Below are 21,563 nucleotides of genomic sequence, written 5' to 3' on the forward strand. Positions count from 1 at the left end.
AATTATCGGATAAAATGCATATTTATGCGCCATCGTGCTTAATGCGGCGGCGTAAGCGCTAGCGGCGGACCGGCTTTACGCTTTATCCTCTCTGCGCACATAATTTTCTTATCCGCTTATGAATCCGCTGGCGATAGGGCCTCACGCCCGTTAACCTAGCGTTATTTCATGACGAAATCAGCAAAGAGAGAGACATTATGCAGGATTCATCAATCATCCGTATCGCCGTTGCCGGCGCCGGCGGCCGTATGGGGCGTCAGCTTATTGCGGCGGTGGAGCAGGCGGAGGGCGCGGTATTGGGCGCCGCGCTGGAGCGTCCGGGATCGTCGCTGGTGGGCGTTGACGCCGGCGAACTGGCCGGGCTGGGCAAAACCGGCGTGGCGGTGAGCGACAGCCTGGAGGCGGTGCGCGACGACTTCGATATCTTAATCGATTTTACCCGTCCTGAAGGCACGCTGGCCTATCTGGCGTTTTGTCGTCAGCACCATAAGGGCATGATTATCGGCACCACCGGTTTTGATGAGCAGGGAAAAGCGGCTATTCGCGACGCCGCGCGGGAGATAGGCATTGTTTTCGCCGCTAACTTCAGCGTGGGCGTGAATGTGATGCTCAAGCTGTTGGAAAAGGCCGCCAAGGTGATGGGCGATTATAGCGATATCGAAATTATTGAGGCCCACCACCGCCATAAAGTGGATGCGCCTTCAGGAACGGCGCTGGCGATGGGCGAGGCGATTGCCGGCGCGCTGGGGCGCGATCTGAAAACCTGCGCCGTTTATGCCCGCGAAGGCTATACCGGCGAGCGCGATCCGCAAAGCATTGGTTTTGCCACCGTGCGCGCGGGCGATATCGTCGGCGAGCACACGGCGATGTTTGCCGATGTCGGCGAGCGCGTGGAGATTACCCACAAGGCTTCCAGCCGTATGACCTTTGCCAATGGCGCGGTTAGGGCGGCAATCTGGGTGAGATCTAGAAAAGAGGGCCTTTTCGATATGCGCGATGTGCTCGGGCTGGATGATTTGTAAAGGATAAGTGTAAATTAAATAAATATAACTCAATGATAAAAGCGGCGATTTTATGTCGTTGCTTTTGTTTTTGTGCCTTTGTTTTATTTTATTGGTTAACTTCATTGTTTATGTCGATTTTATTGTTTTTCAGGCCCGTTTTTTTATCCTGAATCCGTAAAACGGCGCCTATGGAGTGATTTTCTTCTTTATTTTAGCCATCTGGGGCGGCAATCGTTTACTTTCCTTAGTTAACCTGCGTTTTTACGGCGGTGGGCCGGCATTTATGCCATAAGCTATATAAATAAGGGAAAAAGTGCGGTTAAAGTGGACAATTTAGCCGGCCATCATTAAAATGCGCCCAATTTGCCAAAAATTTACCTCGCAGGTGGTTTTTGCGTTGATTTAGATCGATTAATCTGAATTAATATGCAAATAACATGATTTTTTATTCCTTGGAGGGTGTTTTGATTAAGTCAGCGCTATTGGTTCTGGAAGACGGAACCCAATTCCATGGCCGGGCCATCGGGGCGGAAGGCTCGGCAGTGGGAGAAGTGGTCTTCAATACGTCGATGACCGGATATCAAGAAATCCTTACCGATCCATCCTATTCCCGCCAGATTGTGACTCTTACTTATCCCCATATCGGTAACGTCGGCGCCAACGACGCCGACGAAGAATCGCCTTCCATACAGGCTCAGGGCCTGGTCATTCGAGACCTGCCGCTGATTGCCAGTAACTACCGCAGCGAAGAGAGCCTGTCCGACTACCTCAAACGCCACAATATCGTCGCCATCGCCGATATCGATACCCGTAAGCTGACACGCCTGCTGCGCGAGAAAGGCGCCCAGAGCGGCTGCATTATCGCCGGCGACGCGCCGGACGCCGCGCTGGCGCTGGAAAAAGCCCGGGCGTTTCCGGGGCTGAAGGGCATGGATCTGGCGAAAGAGGTCACCACGGCGGAAAGCTATGGCTGGACGCAGGGCAGCTGGACGCTGGAAGGCGGGCTGCCGGCGGCGCAAGCGGAGAGCGAACTGCCTTACCACGTGGTGGCTTACGACTACGGCGTGAAGCGCAACATTCTGCGCCTGCTGGTGGACAGAGGCTGCCGCCTGACGGTGGTGCCGGCGCAGACCCCGGCGGAGGAGGTGTTGAAACTGAATCCGGACGGCATTTTCCTGTCGAACGGTCCGGGCGACCCGCAGCCTTGCGACTACGCCATTCGGGCGATTAAAACCTTTCTGGACACCGATATCCCGGTATTCGGCATCTGCCTCGGCCACCAATTGCTGGCGCTGGCGAGCGGGGCGAAGACGGTCAAAATGAAGCTTGGCCACCACGGCGGCAATCACCCGGTAAAAGATCTGGATAATAATCGCGTGATGATCACCGCTCAGAACCACGGTTTTGCGGTGGATGAAAACGATCTGCCCGCCACTCTGCGGGTGACGCACAAATCGCTGTTCGACCACACGGTGCAGGGGATTCACCGCACCGACAAGGCGGCGTTCAGTTTTCAGGGACACCCGGAAGCCAGCCCCGGCCCGCACGATGCGGCGCCGTTTTTCGACCACTTTATTGAATTGATCAAGACTTACCGTTCTTCAGCCGAATAATCAGGAGCGAGAAAATGCCAAAACGTACAGATATTAAAAGCATCCTGATTCTGGGCGCCGGTCCGATCGTTATCGGCCAGGCGTGCGAATTCGACTACTCCGGGGCGCAGGCCTGCAAGGCGCTGCGCGAAGAGGGCTACCGCGTCATTCTGGTGAACTCCAACCCGGCCACCATCATGACCGACCCGGAAATGGCCGACGCCACCTACATCGAGCCGATTCACTGGGAAGTGGTGCGCAAAATCATCGAGAAAGAGCGCCCGGACGCGGTGCTGCCGACCATGGGCGGCCAGACGGCGCTGAACTGCGCGCTGGAGCTGGAGCGTCAGGGCGTGCTGGCCGAATTCGGCGTCACCATGATCGGCGCCACCGCCGATGCGATTGATAAGGCCGAAGATCGCCGCCGCTTTGACGTGGCGATGAAGAAAATCGGTCTGGATACCGCCCGCTCCGGTATCGCGCACAATATGGAAGAGGCGCTGGCGGTGGCGGCCGATGTCGGTTTCCCGTGCATTATCCGCCCCTCCTTTACCATGGGCGGCACCGGCGGCGGCATCGCCTATAACCGCGAAGAGTTCGAAGAGATCTGCGAGCGCGGCCTGGATCTGTCGCCCACCAAAGAGTTGCTGATCGACGAATCGCTGATTGGCTGGAAAGAGTATGAAATGGAGGTGGTGCGCGATAAGAAAGACAACTGCATCATCGTCTGCTCCATTGAAAACTTCGACGCCATGGGGATCCATACCGGCGACTCCATCACCGTTGCGCCGGCGCAAACCCTGACCGACAAAGAGTACCAAATCATGCGTAACGCCTCGATGGCGGTGCTGCGCGAGATCGGGGTGGAAACCGGCGGTTCGAACGTCCAGTTCGCGGTCAACCCGAAAAACGGCCGCCTGATCGTGATTGAGATGAATCCGCGGGTGTCGCGCTCCTCCGCGCTGGCATCCAAAGCCACCGGCTTCCCGATTGCGAAAATCGCCGCCAAGCTGGCGGTGGGCTACACGCTTGACGAACTGATGAACGACATTACCGGCGGCCGTACGCCGGCCTCCTTTGAACCCTCCATCGACTATGTGGTTACCAAGATCCCGCGCTTCAACTTCGAGAAGTTCGCCGGCGCCAACGACCGCCTGACCACGCAGATGAAATCGGTGGGTGAAGTGATGGCGATCGGCCGCACGCAGCAGGAATCGTTGCAGAAAGCGCTGCGCGGCCTGGAAGTCGGGGCGAACGGATTCGACCCGAAAGTCGACCTGGACGATCCGCAGGCGTTGACCCAAATCCGCCGCGAGCTGAAGGATGCGGGGGCCGAGCGTATCTGGTATATCGCCGACGCTTTCCGCGCCGGCATGTCCGTCGACGGCGTATTCAACCTGACCAATATCGACCGCTGGTTCCTGGTGCAGATTCAAGAGCTGGTGCGTCTGGAAGAGCAGGTGGCGGAAAAAGGCGTGAACGCGCTGGACGCCGACTTCCTGCGCCAGCTGAAGCGTAAAGGCTTCGCCGATGCGCGTCTGGCCGCGCTGGCCGGGGTGGCGGAAAGCGAAATACGCAAGCTGCGCGACGGGTTCGACCTGCACCCGGTGTATAAGCGCGTCGATACCTGCGCGGCGGAGTTCGCCACCGACACCGCGTACATGTATTCCACCTATGAGGAGGAGTGCGAAGCCAATCCGCATCAGGACCGCGATAAAATCATGGTGCTGGGCGGCGGGCCGAACCGTATCGGTCAGGGCATCGAGTTCGACTACTGCTGCGTTCATGCGTCGCTGGCGCTGCGCGAAGACGGTTATGAAACCATTATGGTCAACTGTAACCCGGAAACCGTCTCGACCGACTACGACACCTCCGACCGTCTGTACTTTGAGCCGGTGACGCTGGAGGACGTGCTGGAAATCGTGCGTATCGAGCAGCCTAAAGGGGTTATCGTGCAATACGGCGGCCAGACGCCGCTGAAGCTGGCGCGAGCGCTTGAAGCCGCCGGCGTGCCGGTTATCGGCACCAGCCCGGATGCCATCGACCGCGCCGAAGACCGTGAGCGTTTCCAGCAGGCGGTAGACCGTCTGAACCTGAAACAGCCGGCCAACGCCACGGTGGTGGCGATTGAGCAGGCGGTGGAAAAGGCGCGCGATATCGGCTATCCGCTGGTGGTGCGTCCCTCCTATGTGCTCGGCGGCCGGGCGATGGAGATCGTGTACGACGAAATCGATCTGCGTCGCTACTTCCAGAATGCGGTGGTGGTGTCCAACGATGCGCCGGTGCTGCTGGACCGCTTCCTGGACGACGCCATTGAAGTGGACGTGGACGCCATCTGTGACGGCGAGCGGGTGCTGATCGGCGGCATTATGGAGCACATCGAACAGGCGGGCGTGCACTCCGGCGACTCGGCCTGTTCGTTGCCGGCCTATACGCTGAGCAAGGAAATTCAGGACGTGATGCGCCGGCAGGTAGAGAAACTGGCGTTTGAGCTGGGGGTTCGCGGCCTGATGAACGTGCAGTTCGCCGTCAAAAACAACGAAGTCTATCTGATTGAAGTCAACCCGCGGGCGGCGCGTACCGTGCCGTTTGTTTCCAAGGCGACCGGCGTGCCGCTGGCGAAAGTCGCGGCGCGGGTGATGGTGGGCCAGACGCTGGCGCGGCAGGGGGTGACGCAAGAAGTGATCCCGCCTTATTACTCGGTGAAAGAGGTGGTGCTGCCGTTTAACAAATTCCCCGGCGTCGACCCGATTCTGGGGCCGGAAATGCGTTCCACCGGCGAGGTGATGGGCGTGGGCCGCACCTTCGCCGAAGCCTTCGCCAAAGCCATGCTGGGCAGCAACTCGCAGATGAAGAAATCCGGCCGGGCGCTGTTGTCGGTGCGTGAAGGCGACAAGGCCCGGGTGGTGGATCTGGCGGCGAAACTGCTCAAGCACGGCTTTGAGCTGGATGCGACGCACGGCACGGCCATTGAGCTGGGTGAAGCGGGGATTAATCCTCGTCTGGTGAACAAGGTGCATGAAGGGCGCCCGCACATTCAGGATCGCATTAAAAACGGCGAGTACGCCTATATCGTCAACACCACGGCGGGGCGCCAGGCGATTGAGGATTCCAAGCTGATCCGCCGCAGCGCGCTGCAATACAAGGTGCACTACGATACCACCATGAACGGCGGGTTCGCCACGGCGATGTCGTTAAACGCCGATCCCACCGAGAGAGTGATCTCGGTTCAGGAAATGCACGCCCTGGTGAAAGGCTGATTCCTTCCCGACCGGCAAAGCCGGCGTTGGCGACCAACGCTGGCTTTTTTTGGGCCGCCGACTACGCTTTATTACTGTTCCCGCTTTATTCCTGCTTCCTCTCAACCCCTTTGATTTTCTTCCTTTTTGGCGGTTTATTGCCGTATTTTAGGGAAATATCCAGATAATCGTCTATCCTTAAGCGTATTGTTTGAAGTTTTATGCGGTAAACAATATAAGAGGTGAGTATGAGTGTTAACCAGCAGGATCCAAGCTTAACCAAAGACGCGTCATCCCCATTAACCGGTAAAAATCCGACCGAGGCGTACCCCAAACCGCCTTTTGACGATCAGCCCCAGACGCCGCCGGGACTGGCCAGCAAAATGAAACCCGTTCCCGATCATGGCGAAAAAAGCTACCGCGGCAGCGGGCGTCTTTCCGGCCGTAAGGCGCTGATCACCGGCGGCGATTCGGGGATCGGGCGTGCCGTCGCCATCGCTTACGCCCGGGAAGGGGCGGACGTGGCGATTAACTATCTGCCGGAAGAAGAATCCGACGCGCGGGAAGTCATTGAGCTGATTCGCGCCGCAGGGCGCACCGCCGTCGCCATCCCCGGCGATATCCGCACGGAGGAGTTCTGTCAGCGCCTGGTCAAGGAAGCGGTGGAAAAACTGGGCGGGCTGGATATTCTGGTTAACAATGCCGGACGTCAGCAATACAACGAGTCCATTGCAGAGTTGACCACGGAAGACTTTGACGCGACCTTTAAGACCAACGTCTATGCGCCGTTCTGGATTTCGAAAGCCGCGTTGGCGCATTTGCAGGCGGGCTCCGTCATCATTAACACCTCGTCGGTGCAGGCGTTTATCCCCAGCCCGATCCTGTTGGATTACGCCCAGACCAAAGCCTGTAATGTCGCTTTCACCAAAGCGCTGGCTAAACAGTTGGGGCCGAAGGGCATTCGCGTCAACGCGGTGGCGCCGGGTCCCTATTGGACGCCTTTACAGCCGAGCGGCGGCCAGCCGACGGAAAAAGTGAGGGAGTTTGGCGGCGATAGTCCGTTGGGCCGTCCCGGTCAGCCGGTGGAGATTGCGCCGCTGTATGTGACGCTGGCCTCGGCGGAGAGCAGCTATGCCTCCGGCCAGGTATGGTGTTCCGACGGCGGGACGGGAACCCTCTAAGCCGCATAAAAGGCCCGCTCGGCGGGCCCATTAACGATCCCCCTCCCGACCGCCCCCTTGTCAGGGGGAGGAGTCAGCGTTTTTACTCCCTCTTACTTGTCAGAGGGGGGGAGGGTTGGGGTGGGGTTGGACTACCCCGCTCTGCGGGCCAAACGTAAAGCCGCCGTTAACCCAGCGCCACCTTGATACCGAGCGCAATCAATACCGTACCCAGCAGTTTATCCACCAGCTTTTGCGCTTTTTCCAGCACGCGGCGTACCGGCCCGCTCTGAAAAATAACCACCAGCAGCGGCCACCAGACTGCGGCCAGAACCCAGATAATCATGGCATACCACAGTTTCTCGCCGACGCCGGAGTCGACGCTCAGTACCTGGGTAAACATCGCCAGAAAGAACAGCGTGGCCTTCGGGTTCAGCAGATTGCATAAGTAGCCCTGCAAAAAGGCTCTCTTCATGGTGACCCGCTGTTTCGTTAAATCCGCGAGATTCATTTTACTCCCGCCGCGGGACAGCAGCGCCTGAACGCCGACCCAGATCAGATAAGCGGCCCCGGCGTATTTCAGTAAATTGAACAGCCATGGGGTGGTGGTGATAACCACCGCCAGCCCCGCCACGCAGTACGCCATATGGGTCGCTACGCCGCAAATCACGCCTAATGACGTCATCAGCGCCGCGGCACGCGGATAGCGGGCCGCATTTTTGATTACCAGAAAAAAATCAGGGCCGGGCGAAAGCATGCCCAGCGTGGCAATGGTGGCGACAAACAGCGACGTTTCCAGCATGATGTAGTCCAGGTGGTCCAGAGGTGGCGGAAATAAAAACAGGGTAGAATAATAGCGCCGGAGCAATTAATTCGCATCACCATTATTGGCTATTGCCCGGTAATATGTTAACAAGTCTCCTTGCTTTGTTCGGGGTTATTTCTGTGGGTCGGGATCGGGATATAAAACATGGTCGATGAAACGTCACGGCAAAGGGAGATTACCCGGCTGTGCATTCAGTGCGCGCTGTTGCTGTTGCAGCATGGCGCGGAAAGTACGGTTGTGGAACAGTTGCCCGCCAGGCTTGGCGTGGCGTTGGGCGTTGATAGCGTCGAGAGTTCGATCTCGGCGAACGCCATCGTCCTGACCACCATCCAAGGGGGGCATTGCCTGACGTCCACGCGCAAGAATGTCGATCGCGGCATCAATATGCATGTGGTTACCGAGGTGCAGCACACGGTGATTATGGCCGAGCATCGATTGCTGGATGTGGCCGGGGTGGAGAAACGTTTTGCCCATATCAAGCCGCTGCGCTATCCGCGCTGGCTGATGGTGTCCATCGTGGCGCTGTCCTGCGCCTGCTTCAGCCGGCTGAACGGCGGCGGGTGGGATGCCTCGGTGGTGACGCTGATCGCCAGCGGCCTGGCGATGTATGTGCGCCAGCTGTTCACCGCCCGCCACCTTAATCCGCTGATTAACTTTTGTATTACCGCATTCGTGGCGACGTCGGCCTCGGGGCTATTGATGAAGCTGCCCGTTTTCCAGCACACCTCAACCGTGGCGATGGCGGCCAGCGTGCTGCTGCTGGTTCCCGGTTTTCCGCTGATCAACGCGGTGGCCGATATGTTTAAAGGACACGTCAATACGGGACTGGCCCGTTGGACGGTGGCCAGCCTGCTGACGCTGTCCACCTGCATTGGCGTGGTGATGGCGCTGGCGATGTGGGGATTACGCGGATGGGCTTAACGCTGTTGGGGGAACTGTTACTCGATATGGCGCTGGCGGCGGTGCCGGCGCTGGGCTTCGCCATGGTGTTCAACGTGCCCGTCAGAGCGTTGCGCTATTGCGCGGCGCTGGGAGCGCTGGGACACGGCGTGCGCTTTATCGCCATGCATTTCGGTTTGAACATTGAATGGGCCTCGTTTCTGGCGGCGATTACCATCGGCATCCTCGGCATTCGCTGGTCGCGCTGGCTATTGGCGCACCCCAAGGTGTTTACCGTCGCCGCGGTGATTCCCATGTTCCCGGGGATTTCGGCCTATACCGCGATGATTTCCGTGGTGGAGCTGTCGCACCTTGGCTACAGCGAAGAATTGATGAGCGTAATGATCACCAATTTCCTTAAGGCCAGCTTTATCGTCGGGGCGTTGTCCATCGGCCTGTCGCTGCCGGGAATATGGCTGTACCGTAAGCGCCCCAGCGTCTAAATATATTGCTATACCCAATAGATTTCGAGATGCAGGAAGGCGGCAACCGAGTGAGTCCCCAGGAGCTTACTTAAGTAAGTGACTGGGGTGACTGACAAATCTGCCTGGAGCAGATTTGAACGCTGCTTGCAGCGGCCCCAACGGGGCGAGGCCCACGGATGGGCCGAGTAATGCAGCCAACGCACCTGCAACTTGAAAGATGACGGGTATATAAGAGGTATCCATATCGACGAGTGGGGGGGCTTTCCGTATAGTGTCAGCAATTTTCTGGCCTATAGGGTTTCACCATGGTTATTAGTTTGATTGCCGCATTGGCTGTGGATCGTGTTATCGGTATGGAGAACGCCATGCCATGGCATTTACCGGCGGATTTGGCGTGGTTTAAACGTAATACGGTAGATAAGCCGATCGTGATGGGGCGCAATACCTTCCGCTCTATCGGTCAGCCGTTGCCGGGGCGACATAATATTGTGGTCAGCAGTCATCCCGGCGACGACGACCGGGTGACCTGGGTTTCCTCACTGGACGAGGCGCTGGCCGCCGCCGGCGATGCGCCAGAAGTGATGGTGATCGGCGGCGGGAGTATCTACCGGCAGATGTTGCCCAGGGCTGACCGGCTGTATCTGACCCATATCGATGCGGAAGTCGAAGGCGATACGCATTTTCCGGATTATGAGCCTGATGAGTGGTCGTCCACGTTCAGCGAATTTCATGATGCGGATGAGCGCAATTCTCACAGCTATTGTTTCGAGATTCTGGAGAGAAACTGATTCTTTGATCCAGGGCGCAGACGGCGCGCCCTGGTCGTTATTGCGGACGGATTACTCGGCATTGCCCGCATCCGGGCGCGACAGCGATTGCTGTCTGAAGTAGCGTTTGTCTTCCCAGCGCAGCATGGTCAGCTCTCCGCCCCAGCAGCAGCCGGTATCCAGCGCGTAGATATTCTCCGGCGTGCCTTTCCCTTCCAGCGACGCCCAGTGCCCGAAAGCGATGGCGTACGCCGGCGCGATCCGGCTCGGTAATTCGAACCACGGCTTCAGCAATGACGGCGCCTGCGTCGGCGGCTCCTTGCAGATCATATCCAGTTGACCGCCCGCGAAGCAGTAGCGCATACGGGTAAAGACGTTGGTGCTGAAACGCAGGCGGGGCAGGCCGCTAAGCTCCGGGCTCCAGTGATTCGGCATGTCGCCGTACATCGAGTCGAGAAACAGGGGGTAGCTATCGCTGCCCAGCATGGATTCCACTTCCCGGGCGCACATTTGCGCGGTTGCCAGATCCCACTGCGGCGTAATGCCGGCGTGCGCCATCACCAGCTTTAAGTCTTCATCCACCTGCAACAGCGGCTGGCGGCGCAGCCAGTTAATCAGCTCATCGGCGTCCGGCGCTTCCAGCAGGGCGTTGAGCCGGTCTTTGGGCTTATTGCGGCTGATCCCCGCGTAGACGGCCAGCAAATGCAGGTCGTGATTGCCTAAAACCACGCGGACCGCGCCGCCGAGCGAGCGGACAAAACGCAGCACCTGAAGCGAATCCGGACCGCGGGCCACCAGATCGCCGGTCAGCCATAGGGTATCCTGTCGTGGATGGAAGGATACCTGCGCCAATAGCGCCTCGAGTTCCGCTAAACAACCGTGAACATCGCCAATCAAATAAGTAGACATAATTAATGTATCAGTGAGGGAATAGCCAGACGGAATACGGGAATAGCGACCTGAAAAGCGTTGCCCTGATGATCGATCATCTGGTAGTGCCCTTCCATGGTGCCTAACGGGGTTTCCAGCACCGTGCCGCTGGTGTACTGAAATTCACTGCCGGGCGATATCACCGGCTGCTCGCCGACGACGCCTTCTCCCTGGACCTCGGTCTGATGACCGTTGGCGTTGGTAATCAGCCAGTAGCGGCCGAGAAGCCGTACCTCATGCCGCCCCAGATTGCGCACCGTGATGGTATAAGCGAAGACGAAACGTTCTTCATCAGGCAGTGACTGAGACTCGACGTAAAAGCTCTGAACCTGTACACAAACACGGGGCGCATTAATCATCACGAACAACTCCAGTTATTCCGGCGCGGCAGGATGCTCGGTCAGCCAGTTCGCCAGGCGGCAGTATTGCTCCACCGTCACGTTTTCGGCCCGACAGGCCGGGTCGATGCCCAGCTCCGTCAGCAGTGGCGGCGTAAAGAGATTACCCAGACTGTTGCGCAGCGTTTTACGCCGCTGATTAAACGCCGCGGTGGTAATCCTGCTCAAGGTACGGATGTCGTTCACCGGATACGGAACCTGCGCATAGGGAACCAGACGGACCACGGCGGAATCGACTTTCGGCGCCGGTTTAAACGCCGTGGGCGGCACTTCCAGCACCGGGATTATCTGACAGTAATACTGGGCCATCACGCTTAAGCGGCCGTAGGCCTTACTGTCGGGGCCGGCGACCAGACGGTTGACCACTTCCTTCTGCAACATAAAGTGCATGTCGCGGATAGCCTGAGTATAGCTGAACAGGTGGAACATCAACGGCGTGGAGATATTATACGGCAGATTGCCGAATACCCGCAGCGGCTGCCCGGCCTGCTCGGCCAGCGCGGAGAAATCCACCGTCATGGCGTCCTGCTGAATAATGGTCAGCTTATCTTTCAGCGTGGGATGGGTTTCCAGCCGCGCCGCCAGATCGCGATCCAGTTCGATGACGGTAAAGCGATCCATCCGCTCGCCGACCGGCGCGGTGAGCGCGCCGAGTCCGGGGCCGATCTCGACGATGGCCTGACCGGGCTGCGGATAGATGGCGGAAACAATGCTGTCGATCACGAAACGATCGCTTAAAAAGTTTTGCCCAAAGCGTTTACGGGCGAAGTGGCCTTGATGTACTCGATTATTCATTAATGTGCGTTGTCATTTTAATGGCAAGGTTTAATGCCGTGATAAAGCTGCCGGGATCGGCGCTGCCGCTGGCGGCCAGCTCCAACGCCGTGCCGTGGTCGACCGAGGTGCGGATAAACGGCAGCCCCAGCGTGATATTCACCGCGCGGCCGAATCCCTGATATTTCAGCACCGGCAGGCCCTGATCGTGATACATCGCCAGCACCGCGTCCGCCTGTTGCAGATACTTTGGCTGAAACAGCGTATCCGCGGGCAACGGACCGATAAGGGCGATGCCCTGTCGGCGCAGTTCATCCAGCGCGGGGATGATGACGTCCAGCTCTTCACGGCCCATATGGCCGCCTTCCCCGGCGTGGGGATTCAGGCCGCAAACGTAGATTTGCGGCCGTTCGATGCCGAATTTGCTCTGTAAATCATGATGCAGAATGGTGACGACTTCATGCAGGCTCTGCCGGGTAATGGCGGCCGAGACGTCGGCGAGCGGCAGATGCGTGGTGGCTAACGCGACGCGTAATTCTTCGGTCGCCAGCATCATTACCACGCGTTTGCAGCGGCTGCGGTCGGCGAAAAATTCGGTATGTCCGCTGAACGGCACCCCGGCGTCGTTAATGATGCCTTTGTGGACCGGCCCGGTGATCAGGGCGGCGAATTCGCCGTTCAGGCAGCCATCGCAGGCGCGCGCCAGCGTCTCGACCACGTAGGCGCTGTTGCTGACGTTAAGCCGGCCGGCCACCACGGTCGCCGGGGCGGGGAGCGCCAGCAGCGTCAGGGTTCCCGCCTGCTGCGGCCGGGCGGGTATCCCGGGCTGGTAATGCCGCAGGGTCAGCGGTAAGCGCAGCTGCAGCGCCCGGCTCATCAGCAGGTCGGGGTCGGCGCACACCACCAGCTCGACCGGCCACGGCCGCTGCGCCAGCGCAATAACCAGGTCGGGACCGATCCCGGCGGGCTCGCCGGGAGTGATCGCCACGCGTGGCGTATCGTCGTTGCCGTGCATCAGTTGTCCGCGCCGTTGACGATTTTAACGTAAGCCGCCGCGCGCTGTTCCTGCATCCAGGTTTGCGCCTCTTCTGCGAATTTGCGGTTGAAAATCATGCGGTAGGCGCGCTCTTTCTGCGCCGCGTCGGTTTTATCCACCTGGCGGGTGTCCAGCAGCTGAATCAGATGCCAGCCGAAGGCAGAGTGGACCGGCTGGCTGATTTCGCCCTTGCGCAATTTCAGCAGCGCATCGCGGAAAGCCGGATCGTACATATCCGGGGAAGCCCAGCCCAGATCGCCGCCCTGATTGGCCGAACCGGGATCCTGCGACAGCAGTTTCGCCTGCGTGGCGAAGTCGGTGCCGCCGTTTTTAATCTGCTGGGCGACCTCTTCCAGCTTCGCCTGCGCCTGGCTGTCGGTCATCACCACCGAAGGCCGCAGCAGAATATGGCGGGCATGGGTTTCGGTGACCGACACGGTTTTATCGCTGCCGCGCAGATCGTTAACCCGCAGAATATGGAAGCCGACGCCGGAACGGATAGGGCCGACTATCTGCCCTTTCTGCGCCTGCGTCAGCCTTTCGGCGAACAGGGTCGGGATCTCCTGCAGCTTGCCCCATCCCATTTGGCCGCCTTGCAGCGCCTGGGAGTCGGCGGAGTAGCTGATGGCGAGTTTGGCGAAATCCGCGCCTTCGTTGATTTGCTTCACCAGGGAGCCGGCCAGATTTTCAGCTTCATCAACCTGCTGCTGGCTGGGGTTTTCCGGTAGAGGAATAAGGATATGGCTCAAATTGAGTTCGGTATCTTCCCCGGTCTGGTTGGCGATCTGTTTGGCCAGCGCATCCACTTCCTGCGGCAGCACGCTGACGCGCCGGCGCACTTCGTTATTGCGCACCTCGGCGATCAGCATCTCTTTACGAATCTGGCTGCGGTAGGTGTTGTAGTTAAGACCTTCATAAGCCAGCTGGCTTTTTAACTGATCGAGCGAGATACGGTTCTGGGCGGCGATGTTGGCGATAGCCTGATCCAACTGCTGATCCGTAATCTGGATACCCATTTTCTGCGCCATCTGCAGGACGATGTTATCCATGATCAGACGGTCGATAATCTGATGGCGCAGGGTGGCGTCATCCGGCAATTGCTGGCCCGCCTGCTGGGCATTCAGTTTCACCGACTGCAAAAGGCCGTTGACGTCGCTTTCCAGTACGACGCTGTTATCAACCACTGCTGCAACTTTATCAACCACTTGTGGTGCTGCGAACGCGGTAGAAGCACTTAGTGCCAATCCGAGAATAAGCGTTCTCCAGTTATTCATACCTTTCCCATTTATCTCATCCGCAAGGCGGGTTAAAAGTTTCGTTGATACAGCCTGCTCGCCCCTTTATACCGGCTGGCGGCGCGATAGCGTCAAAATGCGCGCTGGTAGGGCAAAATACCCGAACGCAGCATTTTTTCGGAGCCCAGACTGTAATTATTGCTTAAACCACGTAATTCGATATTAAACGACACCTTATTATCATACACGCTGTCGTTGCTTTCCCAGTCGGTGATTTTTCGTTCATACCCGACGCTGACGGCCCAGCAGCAGGTGTTGTACTGCACCCCGATCAACTGGCTGGCAGGCTGATTGGCCTTGGTATCGTAGTAGTAAGCCCCCACCACGGCCCACTGGTCGACGATCGGCCAGCTGGCGGTCACGCCCACCTGCGAAATGCCCTGTTGGAAACCGGGATTGCGCACATTCGGCAGCATGGCCTGAATGTACTCCGGGCTGGCGAAGCGATAGTTCAACTGTACCAGACGCTCGGCGTCCTTGCGGTATTCCAGCACGGCGTCGCCCAGCGCCACTTCGTTGCGGCGGGCGTCGTACTGCAATCCGCCCCGCATGCCCCAGTTATCGTCAACCTTCAGATAGGCGTCGCCGGCCCAGACCATGCTTCCGTTATCATCGCTTTGATCGAGCGACATATTGCTATCGCCGGTACGCGGACGATCAAAGTAATAGATTTGACCCACGGAGGCATTAAAACGTTCAACCAGTTCATCATCATAAATACGCGATGTTACCCCGGTTGCCAACTGGTTGGCCGAAGCGATACGGTCCAGGCCGCTGTAGCTGCGGTCGCGAAACAGCCCGGAGTAGTCGGCCTGCAGCAGCGTTGAATCATAGGTATGGATGTCGCTTTGGTTGCGATAAGGCACATACAGGTACTGCGCCCGCGGCTCCAGCGTTTGGGTATACCCCTGCGACCAGTCCATCTCGCGCTCGAAAACCACCTTGCCGTCTATCTTGTACTGCGGCATCACGCGGTTTACCCTGTCTTTCAGATGATGCTTGGAACTGTCGCCGACCGTCGGGTCGGCGCGGTAACGATCGAGATTTTCCTGCTGGTAATGCGTCGCCAGCAGTTTGGCTTCGGTGTTCAGGCTGCCCCAGCGGTTGGTCAGCGGCAGGCTCAACGCCGGTTCGATATGCAGACGCGTCGCTTTCGGTCGGTTATCGTTCACATTGGTGAATTTTACCGCCTGACCGTAAAGATGCAGATCGACCGGGCCGATATCATTCTGATAATAATTGATATCGAGCTGCGGTTCGGCACGGTAGACGTCCCGACTGTTGGCGGTGGAAAATACCTGGAACTGTTTGGTGGAGAGCGTGGTATCCCAGTTTTGATTGGCGTAGCCCACGCTGAATTTTTGTGAGACGTAGCCGTCGGTGGTGGAACCGTATTCCGAGTCCAGATCGGTGAAATAGCGATCGTCGCTGACTTTGGTATAGTCGGAATTGAAACGCCAGACCTGATCCATCACGCCGTTGTGCCGCCAGTGAAACAGCCAGCGGGTGTCGTTATCGTCCAGCGGCGCGTCTTTGGCGTATTCATCGTCGCTGGGCAGCCAGTCGAACTGAATGGTGCCGGCGCCGGGGGCGGTCAGATAACGGAATTCGTTCTGCCACTGCATGCCGCGTTTGGTTTGCAGATGCGGCGTGATGGTGGCGTCAAAATTGGGCGCGATATTCCAGTAATATGGCGTCAGCAGCTCAAATCCGTTGCTGCTGCCGAATTTGGCATTGGGGATCAGGAAACCCGAGCGCCGCTTGTCGCCGATGGGCAGTTGCAGGTAAGGGCTGTAAAAAACCGGTACGCCGCCAATCAAAAAGCGCGCGTTCCAGATTTCGGCAACCTGCTCTTCGCGGTCCTGAATCACTTCCGAACCGACGACGCTCCAGCTATTATCTCCCGGCAGGCAGGAGGTAAAGGTGCCGTTTTCCAAAATGGTGTAGCGATTACCGTCGCGCACTTTCATTTTGTCGGCGCTGCCGCGTCCCTGACGGCCGACCATCTGATAGTCGCCCTCATACACGTCGGTATCTTTGGTATTGAGGTTCGACCAGGCCTTGGGGCCTTTCAGAATGACCTGGTTATCGTCGTAATGCACGTCGCCGGTGGCGGTAATGGTACGCGTGGGCGCGCCGTCCTGAGCGGCGGACGCAATCTGGTTGAGCTCCACCTGCTCGGCGGTCAGGACGCTGTTGCCCTGCTCGATATTGACGTTACCGCTGAACAGGGCGTTGTCAGGATAGTTGGCCGCGGTTTTGTCGGCCTGAATATTTACCGGCAAATCATTGGGATCGCCGGTGACCAGCGGCCTATTGTACGTAGGTACGCCAAGCATGCACTGTTCGGCGAGATCGGCCAGCGTTTGCTGACTGTATAGCGCCGACCAGATCAGGGTGGCCAGCAGGGTTGGGAAACTTTTTTTCATACGCGGTATCAGGTGTTCCGTCATCAGAGGCATCATGCCGGCAAACGGTCAGAGACTATCTCACTCATCAGCGTTGCGCCAGTGTTAAATCCCCACTGTTTAATACGCGCTGCCGTTAGGTGCAAAGATAAATGACGGGTATGATAAAGCAATTTTTAGCCGGCGGCATGAGGATTTGAGGAGTATATGCGGTATTGGGGAAAGTTGCTGGGGCTTGTGCTGGGAATTATCTCCAGCGGCGGCATCTGGGGAATCATCACGGGACTGCTGATGGGGCACTGGCTTGACCGGGCCCGGGCATCGCGTCGCCGTGACTTTTTCTCCGCCCAGTCCACGCGCCAGTCGCTGTTTTTTCTCACCACCTTCCAGGCGATGGGCCACCTTACCAAATCCAAGGGACGGGTAACGGAAGCGGATATCCAGATCGCCACCAGGGTGATGGATCGCCTTGAGCTGTTCGGCGAGGCGAGAGCCGCGGCGCAGCAGGCTTTTCGCGAAGGCAAGGCCAGCCATTTCCCGCTGCGGCTTAGGCTGCGCAAACTGCGCGATGCCTGCCTGGGGCGTTTTGATCTGATTAAGATGTTTCTGGAAATTCAGCTGCAGGTGGCGTTTGTCGACGGCGTGCTGCATCCGAATGAAAGGCGTTTGCTGTATGTTATCGCCGACGAACTGGGCGTGACCCGCGAGCAGTTCGAGTTTTTTCTGCGCAATATGGAAAGTTCGGCCTACCACGCCAGGCAAGGCGACGGCAGACAGGGCGGAAAGTCCCACCAGCGCCGCGGCCAGTCGTCCGGCGGCCATTCTTACGGCGGGCAGCGGCAGCCGGTATCCCCGCGCGGACCCACGCTGGAAAGCGCCTGCCGTACGCTGGGCGTACGGCGCAACGATGATGCGGCGACGATTAAGCGCGCCTATCGTAAGCTGATGAGCGAGCACCACCCGGATAAGCTGGTGGCGAAGGGGCTATCGCCGAGGATGATGGATATGGCCAAGCGCAAGGCTCAGGATATTCAGGCCGCCTATGAACTGCTGAAAAGCGCCGATCAATTAAAGTAACGACGTCTCCTTTTTCCCGCCTTTATCGTTCTCTGCTGCCGCCCGCTATCGCCCTTAAAAGTCCGCCTCACAGCGAAAGTGCATCGGCGCGTTGAATTGCGGGTGGGTGATGCACAGCTCCTGGGCGTGAAGCAGCAGACGGGGCGCCAGCGCTTTGGCGGCGGGATGGGCATAAAAGCCGTCGCCGAGAATCGGGTGGCCCAACGCCAGCAGATGGACGCGCAGCTGGTGAGAGCGTCCGGTGATCGGCATCAGCCTGACGCGGGTGGTGCCGTCGCCGTCGCGCGACAAAACCTGATATTCGGTTTGCGCGGCTTTCCCCTGCTCAAAACAGACTTTCTGTTTGGGCCGGTTCGGCCAGTCGCAAATCAGCGGCAGGTCGATCAATCCCTCATCCCGCTCCATTATCCCCCAGACGCGGGCGATATAGGACTTTTTGGGCTCGCGTTCGCGGAACTGGCGCTTTAACTCACGCTCGGCCGCTTTGGTCAGCGCCACAACCATCACCCCGCTGGTGGCCATATCCAGACGATGGACCGACTGGGCGTCGGGGTAGTCGGCCTGAATGCGGCTCATCACGCTGTCCTTGTGTTCCGGCGCGCGGCCGGGAACGGAGAGCAAGCCGCTGGGCTTGTTCACCACCATGATGTGCCGATCCTGATACAGGATATGCAGCCAGGGATCGGCGGGGGGGTTGTAGGCTTCCATCGATAATGCCTTTCTCCCGGCTACTGGTGGGTGACCACCACCAGGCGAATGGCGTCCAGACGCCAGTTTGCCTGATGAAGGTTACGCAACACCTGCTCGCGCTGATTTTCCAGCGCGCTCAATTCATCGTCGCGAATATTCGGGTTGACGGCCTTGAGCGCTTCCAGACGTTCCAGCTCGCGGCGCAATTGCTGGTCCGCCTGCTGCTGGGCATCGGCGATCAGCCGACGCGCCTGTTCTTCCACCAGCGCTTCCGCCTGCTTGAGCATGGCGTGCACGTCCGCCTGGACGGCGTTCACCAGTTTGCTCGAGGTATGGCGGTTGACGGCGCTGAGCTGGCGGTTAAAGCTTTCAAACTCCACCTGTCCGGCCAGGTCGGCGCCTTTGCGGTCCATCAGCAGGCGCACCGGCGTCGGCGGCAGGAAGCGCGTCAACTGTAAATGTTTCGGCGCCTGCGCCTCCACCACGTAGACCAGCTCCGCCAGCAGCGTGCCGACCGGCAACGCCTTGTTCTTCAACAGCGACACGGCGCAGCTGCCGGTATCGCCGGAGAGGATCAAATCAAGCCCGTTGCGGATCAGCGGATGCTCCCAACTGATAAACTGCGCGTCTTCGCGCGACAGCGCCTGTTCGCGATCGAAGGTGATGGTGCAGCCGTCCTGCGGCAGGCCGGGGAAGTCGGGCACCAGCATATGGTCGGACGGCGTCAGAATAATCAGATTATCGCTGCGATCCTCCTGATTAATGCCCACGATATCAAACAGATTAAGCGCAAAGGTGACCAGATTAACGTCGTTATCCTGTTCGGCGATGCCCTGCGCCAGCTTCTGCGCCTGTTCGCCGCCGTTGGAATGCATTTCCAGCAGGCGGTCGCGCCCTTGCTCAAGCTGCTGTTTAAGCTGTTCATGCTGCTGGCGGCAGAGACGGATAAATTCATCCAGACCCTGCTGTTCGCCCGGCGCGGTCAGTCGTTCAATCAGCTGCGCATAATGGGCGTCATAGATGGTGCGGCCCGTCGGGCAGGTGTGCTCGAATGCGTCCAGCCCTTCGTGATACCAGCGCACCAGCAGCGCCTGGGCGGTATTTTCCAGATACGGGATCAGGATCTGGATCTGCTGCGTCTGGCCGATGCGATCCAACCGCCCGATGCGCTGTTCCAGCAGATCGGGGTTGAACGGCAGATCGAACATGATCAGCTGGCTGGCGAACTGGAAGTTGCGGCCTTCGGAACCGATCTCCGAGCAGATCAGCACCTGCGCGCCTTCTTCCTCGGAGGCGAAATAGGCGGCCGCCCGGTCGCGCTCAAGAATGGACAGCCCTTCGTGGAAAACGGCGGCGCGAATGGCTTCGCGGGTGCGCAGCACCTGTTCCAGCTGCAGCGCGGTGGCGGCCTGCGCGCAGATCACCAGCACTTTTTCGTGGCGGTTGGCGGTCAGGTAATTGAGCAGCCACTCGACGCGGGGATCGAAATTCCACCAGGTGGCGTCGTTCCCTTCCAACTGCTGATAAATCTGCTCCGGGTAGAGCATATCGCGCGCGCGGGCTTCGGGCGCTTTGTTGGCGCCCATAATGGCGGACACTTTTATCGCCGTCTGATACTGGGCCGGCAGCGGCAGGCGGATTTGATGCAGAATACGCTGCGGGAAGCCTTTCACCCCCTGACGGGTATTACGGAACAGCACGCGGCTGGTGCCGTGGCGATCCATCAGCATGGCGATCAGTTCCTGCCGCGCGCGCAGGTTGTCTTCGCTGTCGCTGTTAATCGCTTTCAGCAGCGGTTCGATATCCTGCTCGCCGAGCAGTTCGCTCAGCACGTTTAGCTCAGGCGTTTTGGCTTTTTCTCCCGCCAGCAGCAGCGTTACCGCATCGGCCACCGGGCGGTATTGCCGCTGTTCGGCGACGAATTCCCGATAGTCGTGGAAGCGATTCGGATCGAGCAGGCGCAGACGGGCGAAATGGCTTTGCTGGCCCAGCTGTTCCGGCGTGGCGGTAAGCAGCAGTACCGCCGGAATATTGGCGGCCAGGCGTTCGACCGCCTGATATTCGGGGCTGGGCGCCTCTTCGCTCCAGGAGAGGTGATGCGCCTCATCCACCACCAGCAGGCCCCAGTCGGCATTGACCAACTGTTCGAAACGCTGCGCATTGCGCCGTACGAAGTCCAGCGAACAGATGACCAACTGCTCGGTTTCAAAGGGGTTGCCGCTGTCCAGCTTCGCTTCCGCGTAGCGTTCATCGTCAAACAGCGAGAACAGCAGGTTGAAGCGGCGCAGCATCTCCACCAGCCATTGGTGCTGCAGGGTTTCCGGCACCACGATTAGCACCCGCTCGGCGCGGCCGGCCAGCAGTTGCTGATGGATGATCATCCCGGCCTCGATGGTTTTCCCCAGGCCGACCTCATCCGCCAGCAGAACGCGCGGCGCGTGGCGCTGCCCGACTTCGTAGGCGATATGCAGCTGATGCGGGATCAGGCTGGCGCGCATGCCGCGCAGGCCGCCCCACTGCTGTAGCGCCTGTTCGTGCTGATGTTTACGCGCGCGGTAGCGCAGGGCGAAGCGATCCATACGGTCGATCTGGCCGGCGAACAGGCGATCCTGCGGCTTGTTGAACGTCAGCTTGCTATCCAGCATGATTTCGCGCAGTTCGGCCGGAGCCTCGTTATCCAGACGCTGGCCGCGATACACCAGCAGCCCGTTCTCATCGCCGACGCTGTCTACTTTCAGCTGCCAGCCTTCGTGGCTGGTGACGATATCGCCGGGGTTGAACATCACCCGGGTGATGGGCGCATCGCTTCTGGAATAGAGTCGGTTTTCATCGCTGGCAGGGAAAAGCAGGGTGACCATGCGGTTGTCGACCGCAATCACCGTACCCAATCCAAGTTCGCTTTCCGTATCGCTGATCCAGCGCTGACCAAGTGTAAAAGGCATAAATTCTTAGCTCGATTTTTGTCTGTGTCGGTATAGAGTCGGGTTCTATTTCGCCATGCGC

Annotated in this window: 17 protein-coding genes; 8 read left to right on the forward strand and 9 right to left on the reverse strand. The window is 58.7% G+C overall.

Annotation, left to right across the window (positions count from 1 at the left end; translation table 11 throughout):
• Positions 1-197: 197 nt before the first annotated feature.
• The 4 genes from dapB (at position 198) to DDT56_RS08710 (ending at position 7,016) form a co-directional block, all read left to right on the forward strand.
• Complete coding sequence (gene dapB, locus DDT56_RS08695) at positions 198-1,022, forward strand: 4-hydroxy-tetrahydrodipicolinate reductase (protein ID WP_136166060.1); 825 nt, start codon at positions 198-200, stop codon at positions 1,020-1,022.
• A gap of 446 nt (positions 1,023-1,468) precedes the next feature.
• Positions 1,469-2,617: a glutamine-hydrolyzing carbamoyl-phosphate synthase small subunit gene (gene carA / locus DDT56_RS08700; protein ID WP_417903692.1), complete on the forward strand. Its 1,149-nt coding sequence runs from the start codon at positions 1,469-1,471 to the stop codon at positions 2,615-2,617.
• Positions 2,618-2,631: 14 nt separating this feature from the next.
• On the forward strand, positions 2,632-5,856 hold the full coding sequence (gene carB, locus DDT56_RS08705; protein WP_136166062.1) for a carbamoyl-phosphate synthase large subunit: 3,225 nt from the start codon (positions 2,632-2,634) through the stop codon (positions 5,854-5,856).
• Positions 5,857-6,083: 227 nt separating this feature from the next.
• Positions 6,084-7,016 (forward strand): SDR family oxidoreductase, encoded by a 933-nt coding sequence (locus tag DDT56_RS08710; RefSeq protein WP_136166063.1) that lies wholly within the window; start codon positions 6,084-6,086, stop codon positions 7,014-7,016.
• A 166-nt stretch (positions 7,017-7,182) separates the two neighbouring features.
• Here DDT56_RS08710 and DDT56_RS08715 read toward each other — a convergent pair whose 3' ends face one another.
• Positions 7,183-7,797, reverse strand: coding sequence for a LysE family transporter (locus DDT56_RS08715; RefSeq protein ID WP_136166064.1), 615 nt, complete (start codon positions 7,795-7,797; stop codon positions 7,183-7,185).
• A gap of 168 nt (positions 7,798-7,965) precedes the next feature.
• On the opposite strand from DDT56_RS08715, the gene DDT56_RS08720 reads away from it, so the two are divergent.
• The 3 genes from DDT56_RS08720 to folA all read left to right on the forward strand — a co-directional run bounded on the left by DDT56_RS08720 (position 7,966) and on the right by folA (position 9,973).
• Positions 7,966-8,742 carry a threonine/serine exporter family protein gene (locus DDT56_RS08720; protein ID WP_009111393.1) on the forward strand — a complete coding sequence of 259 codons (777 nt, stop codon included), beginning with the start codon at positions 7,966-7,968 and terminating at the stop codon, positions 8,740-8,742.
• The gene (locus tag DDT56_RS08725) at positions 8,733-9,203 is read left to right on the forward strand and encodes a threonine/serine exporter (RefSeq protein WP_136166065.1); all 471 of its coding nucleotides are present in this window, start codon (positions 8,733-8,735) and stop codon (positions 9,201-9,203) included. Before DDT56_RS08720 ends, DDT56_RS08725 begins: the two co-directional genes overlap by 10 nt.
• Before the next feature lie 287 nt (positions 9,204-9,490).
• Positions 9,491-9,973 carry a type 3 dihydrofolate reductase gene (gene folA / locus DDT56_RS08730; RefSeq protein ID WP_136166066.1) on the forward strand — a complete coding sequence of 161 codons (483 nt, stop codon included), beginning with the start codon at positions 9,491-9,493 and terminating at the stop codon, positions 9,971-9,973.
• Between the two features lie 51 nt (positions 9,974-10,024).
• On the opposite strand, the gene apaH is transcribed toward folA, so the two are convergent.
• The 6 genes from apaH to lptD form a co-directional block, all read right to left on the reverse strand.
• On the reverse strand, positions 10,025-10,861 hold the full coding sequence (gene apaH, locus DDT56_RS08735; RefSeq protein WP_136166067.1) for a bis(5'-nucleosyl)-tetraphosphatase (symmetrical) ApaH: 837 nt from the start codon (positions 10,859-10,861) through the stop codon (positions 10,025-10,027).
• Positions 10,862-10,863: 2 nt separating this feature from the next.
• Positions 10,864-11,241 carry a Co2+/Mg2+ efflux protein ApaG gene (apaG, locus tag DDT56_RS08740; RefSeq protein ID WP_136166183.1) on the reverse strand — a complete coding sequence of 126 codons (378 nt, stop codon included), beginning with the start codon at positions 11,239-11,241 and terminating at the stop codon, positions 10,864-10,866.
• 15 nt (positions 11,242-11,256) lie between these two features.
• A complete protein-coding gene (gene rsmA / locus DDT56_RS08745; protein ID WP_136166068.1) occupies positions 11,257-12,075 on the reverse strand; it encodes a 16S rRNA (adenine(1518)-N(6)/adenine(1519)-N(6))-dimethyltransferase RsmA in 819 nt (272 codons plus the stop codon).
• Positions 12,068-13,069 (reverse strand): 4-hydroxythreonine-4-phosphate dehydrogenase PdxA, encoded by a 1,002-nt coding sequence (pdxA, locus tag DDT56_RS08750; RefSeq protein WP_136166069.1) that lies wholly within the window; start codon positions 13,067-13,069, stop codon positions 12,068-12,070. Before pdxA ends, rsmA begins: the two co-directional genes overlap by 8 nt.
• Positions 13,069-14,364: a peptidylprolyl isomerase SurA gene (gene surA / locus DDT56_RS08755; protein WP_136166070.1), complete on the reverse strand. Its 1,296-nt coding sequence runs from the start codon at positions 14,362-14,364 to the stop codon at positions 13,069-13,071. The genes pdxA and surA overlap by 1 nt, the downstream gene beginning before the upstream one ends.
• Positions 14,365-14,456: 92 nt before the next feature.
• On the reverse strand, positions 14,457-16,850 hold the full coding sequence (gene lptD, locus DDT56_RS08760) for an LPS assembly protein LptD (RefSeq protein ID WP_210417000.1): 2,394 nt from the start codon (positions 16,848-16,850) through the stop codon (positions 14,457-14,459).
• A 150-nt stretch (positions 16,851-17,000) separates the two neighbouring features.
• On the opposite strand from lptD, the gene djlA reads away from it, so the two are divergent.
• Entirely contained in the window at positions 17,001-17,870 is an 870-nt protein-coding gene (gene djlA / locus DDT56_RS08765; protein ID WP_136166072.1) for a co-chaperone DjlA, read from the forward strand.
• 54 nt (positions 17,871-17,924) lie between these two features.
• Here the strand turns inward: djlA and rluA are convergent, their stop codons facing one another.
• Entirely contained in the window at positions 17,925-18,578 is a 654-nt protein-coding gene (gene rluA, locus DDT56_RS08770) for a bifunctional tRNA pseudouridine(32) synthase/23S rRNA pseudouridine(746) synthase RluA (RefSeq protein ID WP_136166073.1), read from the reverse strand.
• A gap of 20 nt (positions 18,579-18,598) precedes the next feature.
• The gene (gene rapA / locus DDT56_RS08775) at positions 18,599-21,502 is read right to left on the reverse strand and encodes an RNA polymerase-associated protein RapA (RefSeq protein WP_136166074.1); all 2,904 of its coding nucleotides are present in this window, start codon (positions 21,500-21,502) and stop codon (positions 18,599-18,601) included.
• Between the last annotated feature and the right edge of the window lie 61 nt (positions 21,503-21,563).

It is taken from the genome of Brenneria corticis (assembly GCF_003115855.1).
In the GTDB taxonomy this organism is placed as follows: Bacteria; Pseudomonadota; Gammaproteobacteria; order Enterobacterales; family Enterobacteriaceae; genus Brenneria; species Brenneria corticis.

What these genes read in the sequence shown, in the direction of transcription:
- dapB (WP_136166060.1), top strand. Translation starts at nt 198, where the DNA reads ATGCAGGATTCATCAATCATCCGTATCGCCGTTGCCGGCGCCGGCGGC.
- carB (WP_136166062.1), top strand. Translation starts at nt 2,632, where the DNA reads ATGCCAAAACGTACAGATATTAAAAGCATCCTGATTCTGGGCGCCGGT.
- DDT56_RS08710 (WP_136166063.1), top strand. Translation starts at nt 6,084, where the DNA reads ATGAGTGTTAACCAGCAGGATCCAAGCTTAACCAAAGACGCGTCATCC.
- DDT56_RS08715 (WP_136166064.1), bottom strand. Translation starts at nt 7,797, where the DNA reads ATGCTGGAAACGTCGCTGTTTGTCGCCACCATTGCCACGCTGGGCATG.
- DDT56_RS08720 (WP_009111393.1), top strand. Translation starts at nt 7,966, where the DNA reads ATGGTCGATGAAACGTCACGGCAAAGGGAGATTACCCGGCTGTGCATT.
- DDT56_RS08725 (WP_136166065.1), top strand. Translation starts at nt 8,733, where the DNA reads ATGGGCTTAACGCTGTTGGGGGAACTGTTACTCGATATGGCGCTGGCG.
- folA (WP_136166066.1), top strand. Translation starts at nt 9,491, where the DNA reads ATGGTTATTAGTTTGATTGCCGCATTGGCTGTGGATCGTGTTATCGGT.
- apaH (WP_136166067.1), bottom strand. Translation starts at nt 10,861, where the DNA reads ATGTCTACTTATTTGATTGGCGATGTTCACGGTTGTTTAGCGGAACTC.
- apaG (WP_136166183.1), bottom strand. Translation starts at nt 11,241, where the DNA reads ATGATTAATGCGCCCCGTGTTTGTGTACAGGTTCAGAGCTTTTACGTC.
- rsmA (WP_136166068.1), bottom strand. Translation starts at nt 12,075, where the DNA reads ATGAATAATCGAGTACATCAAGGCCACTTCGCCCGTAAACGCTTTGGG.
- pdxA (WP_136166069.1), bottom strand. Translation starts at nt 13,069, where the DNA reads ATGCACGGCAACGACGATACGCCACGCGTGGCGATCACTCCCGGCGAG.
- surA (WP_136166070.1), bottom strand. Translation starts at nt 14,364, where the DNA reads ATGAATAACTGGAGAACGCTTATTCTCGGATTGGCACTAAGTGCTTCT.
- lptD (WP_210417000.1), bottom strand. Translation starts at nt 16,850, where the DNA reads ATGATGCCTCTGATGACGGAACACCTGATACCGCGTATGAAAAAAAGT.
- djlA (WP_136166072.1), top strand. Translation starts at nt 17,001, where the DNA reads ATGCGGTATTGGGGAAAGTTGCTGGGGCTTGTGCTGGGAATTATCTCC.
- rluA (WP_136166073.1), bottom strand. Translation starts at nt 18,578, where the DNA reads ATGGAAGCCTACAACCCCCCCGCCGATCCCTGGCTGCATATCCTGTAT.
- rapA (WP_136166074.1), bottom strand. Translation starts at nt 21,502, where the DNA reads ATGCCTTTTACACTTGGTCAGCGCTGGATCAGCGATACGGAAAGCGAA.